Annotated in this window: 14 protein-coding genes and 5 pseudogenes; 3 read left to right on the top strand and 16 right to left on the bottom strand. The window is 57.0% G+C overall.

The window, feature by feature from the left end; genetic code table 11:
* Window positions 1–1,177 precede the first annotated feature (1,177 nt).
* The 5 genes from K226_RS20295 to K226_RS19860 form a co-directional block, all read right to left on the bottom strand.
* Window positions 1,178–1,420: a hypothetical protein gene (locus tag K226_RS20295; protein ID WP_024815548.1), complete on the bottom strand. Its 243-nt coding sequence runs from the start codon at window positions 1,418–1,420 to the stop codon at window positions 1,178–1,180.
* Window positions 1,421–1,757: 337 nt separating this feature from the next.
* Window positions 1,758–2,078, bottom strand: a complete 321-nt coding sequence (locus K226_RS20300; RefSeq protein WP_024815549.1) for a hypothetical protein — start codon at window positions 2,076–2,078, stop codon at window positions 1,758–1,760.
* A gap of 22 nt (window positions 2,079–2,100) precedes the next feature.
* Window positions 2,101–2,661: a hypothetical protein gene (locus tag K226_RS20305; protein ID WP_238324263.1), complete on the bottom strand. Its 561-nt coding sequence runs from the start codon at window positions 2,659–2,661 to the stop codon at window positions 2,101–2,103.
* A gap of 323 nt (window positions 2,662–2,984) precedes the next feature.
* On the bottom strand, window positions 2,985–4,613 hold the full coding sequence (locus tag K226_RS19030; RefSeq protein ID WP_238324264.1) for a hypothetical protein: 1,629 nt from the start codon (window positions 4,611–4,613) through the stop codon (window positions 2,985–2,987).
* Between the two features lie 772 nt (window positions 4,614–5,385).
* Window positions 5,386–5,646, bottom strand: a complete 261-nt coding sequence (locus K226_RS19860; RefSeq protein WP_155886554.1) for a hypothetical protein — start codon at window positions 5,644–5,646, stop codon at window positions 5,386–5,388.
* A gap of 291 nt (window positions 5,647–5,937) precedes the next feature.
* Here K226_RS19860 and K226_RS19600 point away from each other — a divergent pair, with 291 nt between their 5' ends.
* Window positions 5,938–6,294 (top strand): helix-turn-helix transcriptional regulator, encoded by a 357-nt coding sequence (locus K226_RS19600; RefSeq protein ID WP_081739428.1) that lies wholly within the window; start codon window positions 5,938–5,940, stop codon window positions 6,292–6,294.
* Here the strand turns inward: K226_RS19600 and K226_RS0114800 are convergent.
* Window positions 6,275–6,679: a hypothetical protein gene (locus K226_RS0114800; protein ID WP_024815550.1), complete on the bottom strand. Its 405-nt coding sequence runs from the start codon at window positions 6,677–6,679 to the stop codon at window positions 6,275–6,277. The two genes, K226_RS19600 and K226_RS0114800, sit on opposite strands and share 20 nt — an antisense overlap.
* Before the next feature lie 152 nt (window positions 6,680–6,831).
* On the opposite strand from K226_RS0114800, the gene K226_RS0114805 reads away from it, so the two are divergent.
* The gene (locus tag K226_RS0114805) at window positions 6,832–7,302 is read left to right on the top strand and encodes a helix-turn-helix domain-containing protein (RefSeq protein WP_255346701.1); all 471 of its coding nucleotides are present in this window, start codon (window positions 6,832–6,834) and stop codon (window positions 7,300–7,302) included.
* Window positions 7,303–8,017: 715 nt separating this feature from the next.
* On the opposite strand, the gene K226_RS0114810 is transcribed toward K226_RS0114805, so the two are convergent.
* The 10 genes and pseudogenes from K226_RS0114810 to K226_RS20445 form a co-directional block, all read right to left on the bottom strand.
* On the bottom strand, window positions 8,018–8,239 hold the full coding sequence (locus K226_RS0114810) for a hypothetical protein (protein ID WP_024815552.1): 222 nt from the start codon (window positions 8,237–8,239) through the stop codon (window positions 8,018–8,020).
* Window positions 8,240–8,441: 202 nt separating this feature from the next.
* Window positions 8,442–8,780, bottom strand: coding sequence for a hypothetical protein (locus K226_RS19865; protein ID WP_155886555.1), 339 nt, complete (start codon window positions 8,778–8,780; stop codon window positions 8,442–8,444).
* 374 nt (window positions 8,781–9,154) lie between these two features.
* On the bottom strand, window positions 9,155–9,841 hold the full coding sequence (locus K226_RS0114815; protein ID WP_155886556.1) for a hypothetical protein: 687 nt from the start codon (window positions 9,839–9,841) through the stop codon (window positions 9,155–9,157).
* A gap of 56 nt (window positions 9,842–9,897) precedes the next feature.
* The gene (locus K226_RS0114820; RefSeq protein WP_024815554.1) at window positions 9,898–10,755 is read right to left on the bottom strand and encodes a universal stress protein; all 858 of its coding nucleotides are present in this window, start codon (window positions 10,753–10,755) and stop codon (window positions 9,898–9,900) included.
* Window positions 10,756–10,775: 20 nt separating this feature from the next.
* Window positions 10,776–12,253: pseudogene (locus tag K226_RS19035) on the bottom strand (SulP family inorganic anion transporter).
* 1,213 nt (window positions 12,254–13,466) lie between these two features.
* Entirely contained in the window at window positions 13,467–13,754 is a 288-nt protein-coding gene (locus K226_RS20310; RefSeq protein ID WP_238324267.1) for a hypothetical protein, read from the bottom strand.
* 1,207 nt (window positions 13,755–14,961) lie between these two features.
* A pseudogene (gene ychF, locus K226_RS20375) lies at window positions 14,962–16,052 on the bottom strand (redox-regulated ATPase YchF).
* A gap of 82 nt (window positions 16,053–16,134) precedes the next feature.
* Window positions 16,135–16,395, bottom strand: a complete 261-nt coding sequence (locus K226_RS20435) for a hypothetical protein (RefSeq protein ID WP_369795475.1) — start codon at window positions 16,393–16,395, stop codon at window positions 16,135–16,137.
* Window positions 16,389–16,676 (bottom strand): annotated as a pseudogene (locus K226_RS20440) (MOSC domain-containing protein); the annotation flags it as partial. The pseudogene K226_RS20440 and the gene K226_RS20435, both read right to left, overlap by 7 nt.
* Window positions 16,677–16,792: 116 nt before the next feature.
* Window positions 16,793–17,002, bottom strand: a pseudogene (locus tag K226_RS20445) (MOSC N-terminal beta barrel domain-containing protein); the annotation flags it as partial.
* A gap of 92 nt (window positions 17,003–17,094) precedes the next feature.
* On the opposite strand from K226_RS20445, the pseudogene K226_RS19055 reads away from it, so the two are divergent.
* A pseudogene (locus K226_RS19055) lies at window positions 17,095–18,236 on the top strand (FAD-dependent monooxygenase).
* The last annotated feature ends 122 nt before the right edge of the window (window positions 18,237–18,358 follow it).

Here is an 18,358-nt window from a genome sequence, read left to right on the forward strand (position 1 = left end):
ACTCGGATTCAATCGCACCCTGAGTGGGGCGGCTGAAGAGATGCAAACACACTTCTGGCAAGTTATGACCATGTGCCGTTGACATTGTTTTAGCTGCATTTACAAGACCATCCGATGTCAAGCCACCCCCTACCGAGCCCTCCCTCAGCGGCTTTTAAGCAGAGTTCAGCGCAAAGCGCATAGTTGACGATCAGCGGGAACACGAACGCATTCAGATCTACGCCGTCACTCGTCCAAATCTGCTCTGCTGCTTTGTAGAACTGCTCTGCCGATGACCAGATCCGGCCATTTGGCCTAATGGATCCCGAAAACTGTGGCGTTGGCCCTCACGCGACGTTTTTTCTTTTGTATGTTTGACATGCGTTGCTTGCGACGTTAACTCAAAGGTCCAATTTTGAGACCTACGGCGTGACGCTTGCATCCAACTCAAAAAAGGAATGAAGCGTCTCTGGTTTCGTGGAGAACCAGTTGTGTGAAAAGGCTCATATTTTGGGATTTATCGCACTTGAGCCAACCTACCTAGTTTTCAAAAGTCGGTTTTCCTCCTCTATCTGTTTGACTTGTGCGCGCAGGTCGTAGAGCTCTTCCAGCAATGACACAGCTCCCGGTCGAGAGCCTGTGGTCCAGTCTCCTCGTAATTTCGCCTATGGCTTGGCGAAGGGCTGGCACGGGGATCTGAGGTGACTTCCCTCTCTTGCTTGCTCCTTGGCAGCGGCCTCAATAAGCCGTGATTAGTCCAGCGTAGGCTGGCCTAGACTTTTTGATGCTACCCCTTCCGCTCCCAGCCTCTAAAGCAACGGTGTCATTGTTGATCGGCTCTCTACGGGCTTTCAAGCGCTCAAGGGCGGCTAAATACTTATCGACTTGAAGTTTGGCGCTCATTCGGCCCTTACGAATCTTTGGCGCGCGGTGAGAAGCATCCGGAGATGGTCGGCCTCGAGTCGGTTGCTCAACGCTGCCTTGATCTTCCTTCGCCAAGTGTGACGACCAATGCCTCTTGTGTCTTGATCAGCATGCCAAGACGCGTTACCAAACACGACCGCCGTGGGAACAGTCTTTTTCCACGCCCCAATTCCCAGGGGATGGGCCTCCAATGGCGTGTGATCGCAGGCTCCCAAGGCGGTACACCCTCCTAAAACAGTCTCTTTGTAAGCCAGTTTTCCGTCACGAAAGAGTTTCAGCGTATCTTCGCCGAGAACGGCTGCATACCACTTCTCCAATCCTCTCTGCCCGCGCCGCTAACAGGCCCAACAAGGTCGTCGTCCGAGAACAGCACGACCATGCTGTAAGCCAGAAAGCTCGACTCTGCCTTGGCGGCACCCCACTCGTGGCTGAAGTGGTTCTTATCGAAAACCAAGTTGACGGCGCGGCAGAACCCGTCACTATAATACGCTCGCATTTCATCGGTGATGTGCTGCAACTGCCCTTTAAGGCCGGCAGACTCACCATCCCGGAGCGATGTGCATATACCGACAGGCTACGGCGGTATTGATGGAAGGTGAGGGGCCAGGGACTCCCCACCTTAATCCCGTCGGACAGCCAACTTCGCTCCAACTCCATAGCATTTAGTTCATCAATGTCGGGCTGCGTGACGATGGGACATATTGAAGGTATCAGTTTTTGCGCTCAGTCTATTGTAGAGCGTCGGGCTTCTGCCTTTTTATATGGGTTATCTAGTGTGCAGAAACAATAATGCGTCATCTTCGGTTCCGGGGATGTAATCCTTGAACACGTCTAGTACAGCCGACGATATTCGTTCAGCCTAGCAGTATTGCCCGATACCCCTCGCGACTTGTAACCCAATTGGCAGGCTTCTTGCGGCCTCCATTTAGCTTGTGAGTATAGCCATTGATCACATAATGCACTGTCCCTCCGTGGTCCACCTCTTCAAGCACTCCCTTCAAAGGCAGAATCCGCGCCTCTCCGATTCGCATACCGCTGAAGGCAATTACAAGGTTCATCAACTTGAACTGAATGAGGGAGAGGTCACCAGCGATAAAGGCGCGGAGGCTCGCATGTTCCCATCCTCTTTTCCTCATAACCTTGCGGACTTTTTCGAGCTGGATGTCGCGATGCAAGCACAGCTTTTTTGGGCTCAAATTATCCGGCGCATGCAGAGTAGCAACGCCGCTCCTGTCGGTAAGCGTCCAACACCGTGTCTAGATCACGCTCGATCTCATCCAAACTGCCCAATAATCTGCTCAATATTGTGCAATAGATTCGGGAAGGAATAATGGGTGTTTGGTTCTTAGTCTTCTTTGAGGGGGCTGATAGTCGAATCACCTCGCTTAGTTTTTTTTGACGGACCTCAACCAAAATTTTGAGAAAGTCGCGATTGCGCCAGAGCGTCTTGAGCAGCGCTCTGGCGCACTGGGCATAGTTGGAATTAAGCTCCGCCGACTCCTCGCAAAGTATCTCCGGGTCACAAAACAACTCGAATAATGTGACACCGCGTTGGTAGGCACCTTGAGCGAGCTTGGTCAGCGTGCTATTGGACGCCACTGTCGTCTTCGAAGCCTTTTGGGGTCCAGTATCAATATGTAGCCATAACAATGCTTTCTGTTGTTCGCGAATTATTGCAACCAATTCAGGTCTGCTGAATTCAGGTGAAACTGAAAAGGGCTGCGCATCAAAAAAGTAGAGTTTGCACGATGAGTGCATACCATCCATATTCATCGAACTCGCGTCCCACACTCGGTCCCGGTAACGGCTCAAAGGCTGGTGCTGACTGTCCCGGGTGACGACAGTTTGAGGATCGAAATATGGCTCCGCCCCGAAACAATCGATAGTCTTGGATTGTCATCATGTAAAAACCTTCGTGGGCGATGTGTCCAGAAAGGCGAGCTCCTCAGGAAGCAGCCTCGCAACAGTGCTGCACCGAGTCTGAAGATATTTTCTTCTCATGGTCGATCGTGAATAAGCGGCGCTAAAAGCACAAATGCAGTAGAGATGAGACCCACCTAGCCAACATTGTGGGATCGGGATTAAGGCCGCGACAGCAGCCCTAGCAAGTGCAACTGTTGGAGCTTGCTAGACCAATAACGGCTGAGCTTGCCTTCATGCTCAACTGCTACCCGAGCCCGCTCACTCGCTTCAGGATTGAGTCGTTTCATCTCATTGAGCAGGGCATCAATGCGACTGATTACAACCGCATAGACACGTTCGGCCGCACCGGCTCTACTGGGTCCAGGGTTTAAGCGCTTTAGCACCGACCGACACGACATCAACTTAATGCTGTCCGGTTCGTCGGCATGGACGTGGTACTTGTCGCAAAAGAAGCAACCCTCGGTTTTCTTGCAATCGGGGCGTACCGGCGGCTCTTCCGTCAGAGCTTTGGGATGACCATAGTTTGCGCAACTACCGGTAGCGATGGGGATGAGCGGAGCACCACTCATCGGCTTTTCGGCTTCAAACCGGCTCCGAACTACGGACGTCAATGAGGCGAGAAACGGGGCCATTTCTGACTGCGACTCTGCCTCAGAGATCTTGCTGTATTTGCGGATCGCCGTGCAGACAGAATGCCCCATCATTTCGGCCGCCACCTTTGCACTGTGCTCCCTGATAGCTATGCCAGATTTGTAAAGACGCAACTGCTGCATCGTGACTGCAGGCAAATTGATACCTACGAAGCGGAGCTTGCTGCGTAATGAAAAAGTGAAATTGGAGCCTAGTGGAGTAATACGTAGCGGCATTTTCGTTCGCGCACGCGATCCATAAGCTGTTTGAATGAACATCGGACTGATGTCCTCACAGTCAAGCCGCACACGAAGCGCTTCCCGGAGGCGCAAGTAGGAGCGTAACCGTGAGAAGGTGGTAATAGTCAGGTGGACCGGTATCTCCTTTCCTCCTGCTCGGAACTTTATGACCTTGTGGCGCAAGTTAATTTTTTCTGGGTTATCTAATTGCCTTTGCATATCCTCCGGCTCTTCATAGGACTGTATTGAAGCAAGGTTGGCCCCCGAATCACCCAAGCACAATCCTGCGTAAGCGACACATCCAAGCTCAAGCAGTCGCTCAATACTAGTCTGGGGCGGGATATTTACCGAGTGTGCAATCTCACCTGTATCCCAGCGCAGGGCACCGAGCGGTGCAACTTTTCTGTCACCCAACTGAGCATCCAACGCGATCTCCGCAACCGAGTCGAAGACTCCTTGCAAGCACGCCATGAAGCTGGCCACACTTTCAGACTTAGGATGCTTTACACCTTCGCTATGGAAAAATGGAACAGGTTCAATCGCGTCTCCGTATTCCCGCTCGTGAATTACGGACATCATTTTCATGGCACCAGTGTCGAGGTTCGATGCTGCGCCTTGACTGAAATGCTTCACAGTGCGATTGGCCTGCATACGTTGCCGGACATAGCTGTGGTGCTGTTTGAGTGCCTCTAGAGCCAGGTCGGGGTCGCTCAGGACTGCTTCGTATCGCCTTTGGTGGTTCGGCGCGTCGACCCAGTTAAGAATGCTGGCCAAGAAGTGCAGTGCCTGGGTTACCGTTCGTGGACGGGCGTTGTTAAATCGGAATCGCTTGGACAAACGCTCAATGGCCCTAGGCATATCGTTAACGCGCTGGGGAGATAGACTGGAAGGATTGAACTCATAAACCTTGCCGGGCATCAACTTTCGTTCTAGGTAACACCATAAGTAGACGTGCATCTGCGCACCGTCCGACATGCGCAGAATGGTCCGCTCAGGGACGTAAATCTCAGGAGCCTCTCCCATCAAGGGAAATGCAAGCTTGTGTAGCTCAGCGCAATAGGCCCTTTTTGCTCGGGTCCAGTCTGTCAACCGCATAGGTTTCGCCTGCTTTCTCTTTCTTGCTGCGTATGGCCGCTCTCATCTGGTCACCTGCGTCAGCCCACTCGATATGGTCATCAGTCCTCCTTCTGCGCGCCCTCGCCAACAGCTTGCGCATCGACTGTCCTGCTAATCCGGGCGGTTCGATCAAGGAATGCGTGTGGCGCCCAACGATCAGTTAGACCTGCGTGCGCCTCTGCGTGAAAGCGTCTGGGCGTTTTCTCAACGGTCCGAAGTCTGCCCATAAGCGGTCCGTGGCTCGGTCGCTCCGAAATGCTCTCCATTGGGGTGCTCAAAAAACAGATCGATCGTCAAAGTTAGCTAGTCGGCTAAAGGTCATCTTCGTTGTGGAAGCTGTTGATTCATGGATTTTCAATGACTTGCCAGTCAGTGACTGGCACTTAATTCGAAATGTACAGATATTCAAGCACATTGGTCAACGACTGGGTCGATTGGTAAGAAATCTAGAGCATTTCAATTCCTGCAACGATGATTTTTTGACATTTAAATTAAACCAGGCGTTAGTCACGCACTCAAAACTCAAAAAAGCAGGTCAAGCATTCGGTGCATTGAGACGAATGGATCTTCTATATTAAATAAATATGAGAAGCAAGGGCGTATTAATCTTGCATTTGGGATGTTGATAGGGCTCGAATGACGGCTTCAAGTGTGAAGCGCAATACCTGCCAACCTGCAAGATGCGCAGATGCCAACCGCCTCCTCGCCCCATAACCCACTGCAGCCTGCAGATCACCTCACCATTGCCAGCTTGAGGCAGCGGACCCACAACGTGCGAGCGATTGCCCGGCAGCAGCATCGCTCCGTGGAAAGTGAACAGCGACAGGGTGTTCATGATCAGAGTCGGTGCTCTGGTACGAGCGGACTGGATGTTCAGGTGCACCCCGTTTACCGGTGCCGCAAATGCTGTTCTTGCGCCCTGAACACCGGTCCGTCAACGTATCAACTGGTGATCAGCTTTTCGATCTCAACTACGCATCGGCTACCCTTCTAGGCACTCGGTAGACTTGGTGCACCATGAGATCAAGAACCGCATAAGCTAGGCATAGGTAAAAAGGCTAATTTCAACCAAAATGGGACTAGTTGGTCGTGGTCTTTTTAGTCTCATTGAGCGGAAATCGAGTCAATGCCGACTCGACACACCGCGCCAATCCAAGCCAATTTTGGTCGCGCTTTGAAGCGCCTGAGGTCGGCACGTGGCGCGACCCAGGAGGACTTGCTCAACTCCACCAGCAGGCGGCACGTGGGCCGTATTGAGCAGGGTCATCAGGTGCCAAGCATCCGGGCGATTGAGAGTCTTGCTGCAAGCCTGCAAATTCATCCTCTGACCCTTGTTGCCGCAGCCTATTGCTCGGAGCTGGATGGCCAGTCGATCAACGAAATTTTGAAGACCATCCATAAGGATTTCGCCGTGCTAGTTCCGATAGCACCCTCTAGTGGCGTTCCAGGCGCTGTTGGCTTTCCTACCGAGTCAGTTCTCTGATCGCCTGAATCAGCGTTACGTCTGACCGTTCGTTTCGGCGCTGTAGCACTCTGTCCACGATTTCCTGGTCGATGCGGGCGCTGAGTAGTTCCAGTACATCGTGCAGGGTTTCCATTTCGATGTTGAGATGGTCGCCGGGGCCCCATCGCTTGGGCTCGGTCACCGCGATGAGCAGCAGTGTCATCGCGAGCGCGGCGCTCCCAGTGCCACCTGAAGCGTCAGCGTGCTGGTCGAGGACGAGGTCTCGCATCTGATTTGCGACTGCAAGGAGCTGACGATCCTTCAGAGCACTCGGCAGAATCGCTTCCCACCCTCCGACTTCCAGCAGTGCGGTCAGCTCGGTCTCGCCGAAGCAGCCATGATCCAAATTCTGCTCGCGCAACATAGTTTGTTCAAAAGTTTATGGGACTAAATAGTCCCATAAGGGACCTTGCGTGCGAAGATAGCTGAACTTTCCGTGTGGCAATGCGCAAGCTGCTTGCGACCGAGCCGAAGGAAAGCTGTGGGTTGCGCTCGTACTGATCGCGCGCAACTTAAGTGTTGCCTCATCTCGCATTCACCGTTTGTCCCTTGAAAAGTCGCTTGAACGTCACCCGCTTGGCAGAGTTGGATGCGCAGCTCCGCGAATACGCGAGGCTCCACCGTGATGGCGCACCCCGGTGTGGTTGGGTCAGAACGATCAGGCTCGCTTTCGGAATGAGTTCCAACGCGCTGGGGTGCCGCATTGGAATCAGCGCCCAGGGCGTGAGAAAACTCGAAATAGCCGAAGCTGAAGGCAGCATTACGCTACGAACCCTCTCCAAGCTTGCTCACGGGCTGGATTGCGATGTGAGGTATGTACTTGTGCCACGAACGAGTCTGATTGAGCAAGTGGCGCGAAGGGCGCAGGAACATGAGGAGGACAGTGCATCTGTTGCAGCAACTGCCAATGCTGTCGAGTGGGACGCTGAGGCGCTGATAGCCTTCTCTTCTGTCTTTGAGCGGCTTAGTCGGAAGGAATTTTGGTGATCCGCAAGCTGCGGGCTCCGGGGGGTCCAGCCGTACCGAAATGATCTCCAAGCAGGAACGAAATGATTTTCAAAGATGCCCTAAAAGGGTACCCGTTTAGTTGTCCGCGCTGCGATTGGTTTGGCACTTTCGACAGATCCTGCGTGACGTCGAGCTGTCCAGTGTGCGAGTGCGCCGTCAATCCGTTGCAGCAAAGAGGATTGGACAACTTGCGAACACACTACCGCCTGCTGCTGAAGATTGGATACAAGGTTGACTGGACGTTGGAGCAGCGTTCAGCTGAGCGAGATCGGTTGGAGCACTTCTTCGAGAGCGTTGGAGAGCCCCTATGAGGGTTGCAGACCTCGAAACAAAGTATCCCTTGATCTACACGCATTGCCACCCGTGTGGAGGACCTGGCTGGGTAGCACTGCTCGAAGTGCTGTTGGAACAATTGCAGGCGCGGGCTGACTCTGGGGGCGTCCAGGCACGCGCACTTGTTACGAGAGAGAAATGGGGCCGCCTCAGTCTGCGGTTCTTTCCTCTCGACCCGGCTGACGCGGCAATGGTTGTGTACGTAGAAAAGTTGTCGATGCATATCTGCGAAGTGTGTGGCGCACCGGGCACGCTGATCACCGAGCCATGGCACCGCACGCGCTGCAACGCACATATCGAGCAGCGGCCAACCTGGCCTACGTCAGCCCGGTGACCATGGCGGCCAGTTGTAGTCTTCGCATCATGGCTGCGCTTTGTGCACTAGTGGGCAGGTCGCCAGCCAACGCTCGAAGTCGGAAGTAAACGCATATCGATTGAGGCCATCACCCACGGGCACCGCCGATCCACGGAGGAACCCCACGAAGCTCTCCTGAAATGGCATTGGCAGTGAGTCCACGATCACGAACACAGCATCGCGATACCGGTAGGTCTGGACCACGTTCATCAATTCTTCAGAGGTCATCGAGTTCTGGCGACAGTTGGGGAGCACACGGAGCCATACATACGTCCTTCCACATCGTAGTACCCCAGATAAGCCGTAGCACCAAAATCGCCAGATTGACCCGTAATAGAGGTACGGTAAGCAAGGTAGTAGGTGCCCCAGCGGATGCAAATGCCCTGCGATTCAGCTCTGATGTCCATTGGACGGGCCCCTCGGCGGGCCATCACGCAGGTGGTCGCATGGAAACCAATGCGACCCCGTCTGAGCGAATGTTGACGACGCGAACCAGTAGACGTTGCCCCTCGCGGACATGCCCGCCCCAGTCGGTATGAAACCAGTCCGGCAATTCGTGCCTTGGCAAGATGCCGCGCTCCTCTCCGTGAATGAGCACAGGGATAGCGCATTGCTGCATCGGCCCAAGAACCGTGGCCTCGACCGCGCACCCGCGCAGTGAAGCTTCGCGTGCATGGATCTCTGTGGGGTGCGAAGGGTATCCGAGGTAGCCGATGGAGCCAGACCAAAGATTCATCAAGGCAGTGGATTCAAGGTAGGTTGCGGTCATCGCTTCCCCCTTTTGCCTGGCATGGCGTTCGCCTTGGCTTCCCAAGGTAGGCGCCCTCCAGAAAAGCTTGTAAGTTCGTTCGAAAACGCATGTCAACACTCCTTCATAGGCAAGCTGTATGGACCCGCGCGATCTTGCGCAAGCCAAGCGGCCACTACATGGGAGACAAGCTGACAGCCTCGGAAAGGGCGCCGAGGCGGCGCGGTATCACATCAGGTGCAAGCCTGGCCGAGACATGGCTCGGCGGGTTTGTAAGTACCCTCCGTGGGAGGGGCCGACCTGAGGTGTGAGGCACTACATGGGACTGATCGATGCAAGCGAGTTGGACTGTTGGGCTGTCAATATTAGAAGAAGCACGCCGATGCTTCAAGCGTTCAACCGGATTGGGCTGTGCTTCCCAACGGTCGTGTGCGAGATACGCGTGGGGATACAGTGCGGGCGTGTTGCCATACGGCGGCCACCACAATCAATGGCAAAGCAAGCTCAAGCGTCTCCTCGATGGACAACATCAGCATTGCAAAAGTCACTGGTATCACAAATTCAAAGTCTTGCGCCAAGACGTTGACGGCCCGGTCGAGCACTTTGGCGATCAGCGCGGTTGCAATGAATGCAATCACTGCGGAACGGATCGCGTCGTTGCCGCGCGCCTGTTGACGCAGTGCGCGGGTGTAGTGCCACGCAAGGCACAACAGGCTTGCCGCAAACAAAGCCACTGCGCTCAGCGCCCACAGTTTTTCAACTGCGAGCGGCCCATTGAGATAGTAGGAAACTCGTAAGACGCTGGACCCCGTGAGTCGGATGTGCGCATCCCACTCGCGGGCGGCCAAGCCCAATATAACGATCAACAGCGCCAGGCGCGACGACGTCCAATGTCGGCTCCCCCTGCCTGGCGCTATTGCCACTGTCCCAAACGCTGCCGCATAGAGGCCAAGAGTAAGCGACTCGACAAATCCGTCCTCTTGCATCACTGCGAACAAGGTTTCTGAAGATAGAGATGCCCAGAGCAGCTTTCCGACTACTGCGGCCACGCAGACTAACCACCAGGTTTTAAAACGATGCAAACGGAGCCCTCCTTGAGTGGTGTGCCAGCCCACACCGTGGGCGGCGGGTTTGGTCGTCAGCGCAAGATGAGTACCGGTGCTTTGCTTAAACGCAGCAGCGTTGTTGTGGTGCTGCCCACCACCAACTGGCGAATGCGGGAGTGGCCGTAGGCGCCCATGACCAGCAGGGTGTTGCCCTGCGCCTCCAACAACTCTGGCAGCACTTGCTCAGGCTCGCCTTGGAGCATTACTGTGGCGGCGATAAAGCCCGCCTCAGTCAGCACTTTGTGGGCCTCCTGCAGTTGCACGTGGGACTCGGGTGTGTCTGCTGCCGCCATGGCGATCAACGCAGGAATGCCTTTGAGCATGGGGCTGCGAGCCAGAGTCTCAAGCATTTTTCGGGCGGTGGCGCTGCCATCGTAGGCGACCACAAAGCGATCAGGCTCGGCAAAGTGCTCGGAGGTGACCACCAGCACGGGGCGCTTGACGGCTCGGACCACACGCTCCACATGGTGGTCAAGGTGCAGCTTGGCAAAACCGGTAGCGTGGAAATGCTCGCCCAGCACAAACAGCCGCGCATCCGGCTCCATGTCTAAAACGCCATCCACCACCTCGCCGTGGCGCATGCGTGCATCCACCCATTGCACACCGACGACGCGCGCCCGTTCCTGGGCTTTGGCTAGCATCTGGCGGCCGGCTTCCTGGGCCAGCCTGCCGCGTTGGGCATCAATCTCGCTCATTTGGCCCAGCAGGGATTCCTGTGCGCCAAACCCGATGGCCCCGCTCAGGTCGGTAGCGGCAGAGCGGTCAGGGTCCCGTTCCAAAACGTGGAGAAACTCCAGCGGCACATCCAGCCGCAGGGCAGACCAAGCGGCCCAGTCGATCACGGCGGCGGTGGCTGCCATGCCATCAATGCAGGCGTATACCTTGTTCATATGTGTTGTCTCCTTGATTGTTAGTGCATCAGTTTTTCGACAGCGCCGGGCTTGTCGTGAATGGCAAAACGGTCCACCAGCGTGGCGCTGGCTTCGTTCATGCCGATCACTTCAACCTCGGTGCCCTCGCGGCGGAACTTGAGAACGGCCTTGTCCAGTGCGCTCACCGCGGTGATGTCCCAGAAGTGGGCGCGGCTCACGTCAATGCGCACTTTCTGTACCGCTTCCTTGAAGTCAAAGGCGCCCAAAAAGGTTTCTGAAGACGCGAAGAACACCTGGCCTACGACGTTGTAAACACGTTCACGGCCCTCGTTTTCGCTGCTGCTGTCTACGCGCAGCACACGGCCCACCTTGTGCGCAAAGAAGATGCCCGACAGCAGCACACCCACAAACACACCCTTGGCCAGGTCGTGCGTAGACACGGTGACCACCACGGTGGCAATCATCACGATGGATGAGCTCGGCGGGTGCTGGCGTAGGTTGCGCACCGAGTCCCAGCTGAAGGTGCCAATGCTCACCATGATCATCACGGCCACTAGCGCTGCCATGGGAATCTGCTTGACCCATGGGCCGAGGAACACCACCATCAAGAGAAGGAAAATGCCCGCAGAGAGTGTGGACAACCTGGTGAGGCCGCCGGATTTCACGTTGATGACCGATTGACCGATCATTGCGCAGCCCGCCATGCCGCCAATGAAGCCGGTAGCAATGTTTGCCACGCCTTGGCCCATGCATTCGCGGTTCTTATTGCTGGGGGTATCGGTCAGGTCATCCACGATTGCCGCAGTCATCATGGACTCAAGCAAGCCCACCACTGCCAGCGCGGCAGAGTAGGGAAGAACAATTCTCAGCGTTTCCAAATTCAGCGGGATGTCCGGGATCAGAAACACCGGCAGGCTGTCGGGCAGTTCTCCCATATCACCCACCGTCCGGATGTCCATGCCCATTGCCATGGAGATGGCCGTCAGTACAACAATGGTGATGAGTGGAGAGGGAACGGTTTTGGTGATGTATGGGAAGCCATAGATGATGGCAAGGCCCCAGCTGTCATGGCATACACCTGCCAGCCCACATTGGTGAGTTCCGGCAACTGAGCCAGGAAGATCAGGATGGCCAGCGCATTGACGAACCCGGTGACGACTGAGCGCGACACAAAGCGCATCAAAAGACCCAGTTTCAATACTCCTGCCAGGATTTGCAGGACTCCGGTGAGAATCGTTGCCGCCAGGAGGTACTGCAGCCCGTGTTCCTTGACCAGCGTGACCATGAGCAACGCCATGGCGCCGGTAGCGGCGGAGATCATGCCGGGCCGGCCGCCGACGAAAGCGATGATCACGCAGATGCTGAAAGATGCGTACAAGCCGACTTTGGGGTCCAGGCCTGCGATGATCGAAAACGCTATAGCTTCAGGGATGAGCGCCAGGGCGACCACGATGCCCGCGAGGAGGTCTCCGCGGATGTTAGAAAACCATGTTTGGCGGATTGAGGAGAGATTCATAGGCAGAAGCAAAAATAGAAAGACGACGCGCAGCGACCACGAGAACCGATTGGTTTAGGCGCCACGCAAAGCAGTTAACGTGCCGACGCAAAATGCGTAGTCCAGCCCGAAAGGCAAGAACGCTTGAAGCGGCAAAGCGAAAAAGTGTGCAGGGAAATAAAGGACCGCAAGGCACGCCAGAAGGGTGCCTAGGGCCACCGGAAACACAGCGCTATGGCGGTGTCACGGAGCAGAAAAAACCGCGCGGCAACTCCGTGCATCGGGCAGTGCCCGAGCTGTGCAGGGAGAGTCGCAGCAGGTTGTGCATCGCACCATTGTAACGGGGATGACTAGACCTAAAAAGTTTGGTGCTTGCCATCATTTAGCACCGCTCAACTTGTTGGTGGCTGAAAGAAGAGGGAGCGAAGGGATTCCGCGCCTATCCACCGACGGACCTATCACCTTTACTCATTCAACGTCGGGGTGGTCACGTTCTCTGGACTACGTGATCAACCTGCTGGACTTGCCGACCAGAACAACTGGAATACGCAACGTGCAACCCGTAGCACTGCTTGCTCGGGAAAAGTGGGGATTTCTTAATCTGCGCTTTTTCCGACTCGACCCTGCAGACGCATCGATGTTGGCCTACGTAGAGGCGCTTTCAAAGCGGGTGTGCGAGGTATGTGGAGGCCCTGCCCAACTTGTCCAAGAAACCCATCTACGAACACGTTGCGAAGCGCATAGGGACGTACTGCCAACTTGGCCCACATCGGCGCGATAGATGGTTGCAAGAACACTGAAACACCATTCACGGGCTCCGGCAAGAACTGCCTCCGGGCAATCGCCGAACGCAATTGATCCATAGCCACGAGCGTATTGGCCGACGAATACTGACCGGCTAAACCGCCGCCTGCTGCCCTCCTTGCCGTGGACGGCCTTTGTATAGCGGGGCTCGTCGAAGTGCCTGCGCTTGGCTACGGACCGCTTCGAGCAAGCACGGGAAAGCTACAACACGATAGTCTTCGATGATAACAACGACCCATTGTCTGCCTATCGACGCCGTCCTTCCCACTCGATAAAAAGGAACGGTGTGAACGGATTATTTAGCAGTCGTTCTATCGGACCGTCAAAGACTAGTTGATTCACCTACCGGACTTGCTGACCGGAACAACTGGAACACGCACGATGTCCACTCTACTAACAGCCGCAAAATAATAGCCAAGCACTTTCGAGATTAAGCCGAGCGAATCAGTTCAAGCAGATGCAAGTTCCAGTCGACATCGGCCTGTTCAAGTTGGTGCATGTGCTGGCGGTACTGGAGATAGCGATCGGTCGTGGTTGCATTCGCATGCCACAGGAGTTTACGCAGTTGATCCCGAGCCCAGTTGTAGCGCTGGTGGGTGTCTTCACCCTGCAAAACGGCATCAACCCAGTTGACCCCGTAGGAGGCCCTGAGGTCATGGAACTTGAAGGAGAAATTCGGAATAGTCTTCCGTACCTCTGGGATGAGGTAGTCAGTCATGAAGCTCCTGAGGTTTTGCCCGGTCGGGGACGAGCGCTTCAGCAGTTCATGGGAGTTACGCGCTGCGTTGAGATCGTCCTTCGACTCGTAATATGGGCCACCCCGATTGGAGAGGAACAAATAGTTTTGAGGAGACTCCTTATGGTCGGACTTGACGCGCCTCGCCCGAGCTTTTTCGGACACCGCATAGGTATGGAGCCATTTATAGAGGTCCTGCGGCACAGCGAGGTACACGCCAGTCGCGTTGTTCTTGGTATCAATACCGGTCCCGGCCCGCATCGGAGCTTAAACGGCCACTGGTTGACTTGGCTGGGCGGCACTGCAAAGTCACCCCAACGCAGTGTGAGAACAGTCTGAATCCGGGCGCCTGTAAGGAGAGCGATCAGATGCATGAGTTCATATTCGCGATTCCCGAGCTTCTTTAGCGCATGGACCAACACCTTTTGCTCATTCTGAGATAGCGGTACCAAGTTCCCTCCATCATGAATTCCGCGGTCCCAGGCATAGTCTCGCTTTGGAACTTTGATTGATAAGTCAGTTGACTGAACCACCTTCACCTGTTTGAAGCCCTGGGTGTCGCGGTACTCAAGACCAACGGCTGCGTCAACCCAAGGGGCGTTCTGGGGCCAGAAGGCCATCCTTTCGGTGTCCTTGAGGAACCGATAGAAACTCACCACCGTTTGCATACGGCCGCTGGCAGTACTGCGCTTTATAGCGCCGCTGTTGATCAAATCCTGAAGGTGATTCTTATAGAGATAGGTGGGACGAAGATATTTGTCCACCGCAGAGAAATCGTCCCAGTCAAGCCCTACTCATCGAGGAACCTCAAATATGCCCGCAGCCCCTGTGCAAGGGGGTTCAGCGAAGATGCTTTGAGAGGGTTGGCTCGCGCTCTATCTAATAACCACAGGCAGGCCGGTGCCCACGGCGACCCATCGGCGTTCAGAACTAGAGGGAACTTAGGGAACGTTTCCCACTTGATCAACTTCGAGGCGCGTAGCTCTCGCCAGTACCTGACTCGTTCGCCCTTAACCAGGTGGTCAACCAGAATGTGTCGAGAGCCCTGCTCTGCAGCAACTTTAGTGTTGCGGAAGATAGGAAGCGTGTAGATCGACGGCCTTCGAGCATTGAGAGTCCCGTATGGAAACATTGTGAGTGTGTCCATACAGGCGCTTTCAGTCAACTGTGGTCTTGCTCGGCGAACCTGTTAATGGAACAGGAAGTTCAGTACGTCGCCGTCTTTCACCACGTATTCCTTGCCTTCTGCGCGCATCTTGCCGGCATCCTTGGCGCCCTGCTCGCCCTTGTAGGCAATGAAATCATCAAACGCTATGGTCTGCGCGCGAATGAAGCCGCGCTCGAAGTCGCGCGTGGATCACGCCGGCAGCCTGCGGGGCGGTGTCTCCAATGTGGATGGTCCAGGCGCGCACTTCCTTCACGCCGGCGGTGAAGTAAGTCTGCAGGCCCAGCAGCTTGAAGGCGCCACGGATCAGGCGGGCCAGGCCCGGCTCGGTCTGGCCATCTCGGCAGGAACATGTCGCGGTCTTCGTCGCCCATCTCGGCCATTTCTGCTTCCATCTTGGCGCAAATGGCCACCACGGGGAGCATTCTGGCTGGCAGCATATTCCTTCAGACGATCCAGGAAGGGGTTGTTTTTCAAAGCCGTCTTCGCTGACGTTGCCGACAAACATGGCGGGCTTGGCGGTGATCAGGCACAAGGAACTTGAGCAGGGGCTGCTCTTCCTTGGTGATTGCCACCGAGCGGGCGGGCTTGCCTTCGTTGAGCGCGGCCTGGATGCGCGTGAGCAGCGCCACCAGCTTGGCGGCATCTTGTCGTTGCCCGACTTGGCGGCCTTGGTGTAGCGGTTGAGCGCTTGTCCACGGTGCCCATGTCGGCCAGGCACAGCTCGGTCTGGATGACTTCGATGTCCGAGATCGGATCAACGCGTCCGGCGACGTGGATCACGTTGTCGTCCTTCGAAGCAGCGCACCACGTTCACGATGGCATCGGTTTCACGGATGTGGGCCAGAAACTGGTTGCCCAGGCCTTCGCCCTGGCTGGCACCGGCCACCAGGCCTGCGATGTCCACAAATTCGACGATGGCCGGCACGATGCGCTCGGGCTGGATGATCTCGGCCAGCTGCTGCAGGCGCGGGTCGGGCACCTCCACCACGCCCAATTGGGCTCATGGTGCAAAAGGGATAGTTCTCGGGCGGCGATGCGGCCTTGGTCAGGGCGTTGAAGAGGGTGGACTTGCCGACGTTGGGCAGGCCCACGATGCCGCATTGGAGGCTCATGGCAGGGCTTTCTGGTGTTCTGGAGACAAACCACTGATTTTACGGGCCTGTGGCCTGGCCCGGTTTTCGCGCACCGCGACGTTCAGTCGAAACGCACATCTGCGCCAATGGGCTGCCCCACGCGCAGCACCTGCCCCACCCCCTGCCGCACGATGGCGTTCATGCCAAAGGTGATGGCGCCCCCTACACGCGGGTCCTGCCGATAGGCCTGCAAGGTGTCCGCCACCACCGGGCTGCTGTGTGCGGTGGCCGGATCGATGTTGGGAATGGGGCAGCGCGCGCAAGGCTTGACGGGCTGCAAGTGCACCTCTTGCTGCCCCACCGCCACGCGCACCATGTCCACGCGGTCTTCGTCGTGCGCCTGCCCCCCGCCAGCACCACGTTGGGCCGAAAACGCTCCATGCCCACGGGCTCCTGCCCGGCGGCCACCAGGCGTGCATTGAGCTCTGCCAACGATGCCTCGCTGACCACCAGCAAGGGAAATCCGTCAGAAAACTGGTTGAGCGCCTCGACCCCCTGGGTCCAGTCTGTGCTCGACAGACGGCGGGTAGTGCGGGCCAAACCGCACCAGACGGCAGGGTTGCCCCAGAAAATCGCTGAACATTGCGCAGCCAGGGGGCCCATGTCCCAGGCAGGCACGGTGTCCTTCCATACCGTGACGGTGGCCGGCCCTCCACGGCATCCACTGCCAAATGCAGCGCCAGCATGCCCGGGGCGCGCAGCACCAGTTCCGAAGTCTTGATCTGGGGGCGAATCAGCGCCATGCGGGGCAAGGCGCGCTGGGTCAGGAACACGCCCTGGGCATCCACCACCATCCAGGCACGGTCCAGGTCCAGGCCGGTTTCGGTGAGCAATGCCTCCTGCACCTCCACGCCCGCGCAGGATTTGACCGGGTAAACAAACAGGCGCGAGATCGTGCCCGACAGATCGGATTCAGGGAAAGAAGTCACGCCGCAAAGCTCCTGACAGCGGCCGCAAGGGCCGGGTGCGCCATTTTGCCCCGCCCTCCTCCGGTCCGTAGGGCCCTCCTACAATGCCGCCCATGGCAAAAACCTTTGACATCTGTATCCGTGGCGCCGGCGTGGTGGGCCGCACCCTGGCCTTGCTGCTGGCCCGCGAGAGGCTGCGCGTAGCCCTGGTGGCCGCACCCGCTCCCGCGGTTGCGCCCACTGGCGATGGTGCGAGCCTATGCACTGAATGCGACCTCGCGCCAGTTGCTCGAGTCGTTGCGCAGCTGGCCCGACCCGGCCCATGCCACGGCAGTGACACAAATGCTGGTGTTTGGCGACCAGGGTGGCGCAGTGCACTTTGACGCCGCCACCCAGGGCGCGGACGCACTGGCCTGGATTGTGGATGTGCCCAGCGCTGGAAGGCCCGCCTGGCAGAAGCCGTGCGCTACCAGCCGCAAGTGGAGGTGGTGCCAGAGCCAGTGCCCGCGGCCCTTACCGCGGTGTGCGAAGGCCGGGCCAGCCGCACCCGCAGCGAGTTTGGGGTGGACTTCGAGGTGACGGCCTACGAACAGCACGCCATTGCCACGCGGCTGACGTGCGAAACGCCCCCACGGCCAGGTTGCCCGCCAGTGGTTTTTTCCCCGACGGCATCCTGGCTTTTTTGCCGCTGGACGGTGCGCAGGGGAACTCCGTGGCAGTGGTCTGGTCTGTCATCAAGGAACGGGTGCCCGAGTTGCTGGCGCTGGAACCGCAGGAATTCGCCCAGCGCCTGCAAGATGCCAGTCATGGCGCACTCGGCGCATTGCAACTGAGTGGTGAGCGTGCGGCCTGGCCCTTGCAGCAGGCGCGCGCCAACCGCTGGTGCGGGGCTCTGCCTATGCAGGGCGGCCAGGCACGCAGCTGGGTACTCGCCGGTGATGCTGCGCACAACGTGCATCCGCTGGCAAGGACAAGGGCTGAACATGGGGCTGGCAGATGCGCAGGTCCTGGCCGCGGTGCTGCACGGGACGCGACTACTGGCGCAGCGTGGCGGATTTGCGCTTGCTGGCGCGGTTACGAGCGCGAGCGCAAGGCGGACATGCTGCCCATGGGGCTGGCAACCGACAGTCTGCAGCAGCTTTTTGCGCGGACCGAAGGGCCATGGCAGCGGCTGCGCAACTGGGGCATGAAAGGTTTCGAGCGCAGCGGCCCCCTGAAGGAATGGATGGCTCGCCAGGCCATGGGAACCCACTGAATTTGGTGGCTGCACAGGCAGCCGCAGCGACACCACTGAACGAGAACACGATGCAATTGATTCCCACCCTGCTGGCCACGGCCGCTTTCGCCCTGAGTTTCACCGCTTCCCGCCCAGGAGGC

This window comes from Acidovorax sp. JHL-3, assembly GCF_000526295.1.
GTDB classification, from domain to species: Bacteria; Pseudomonadota; Gammaproteobacteria; order Burkholderiales; family Burkholderiaceae_C; genus Acidovorax; species Acidovorax defluvii.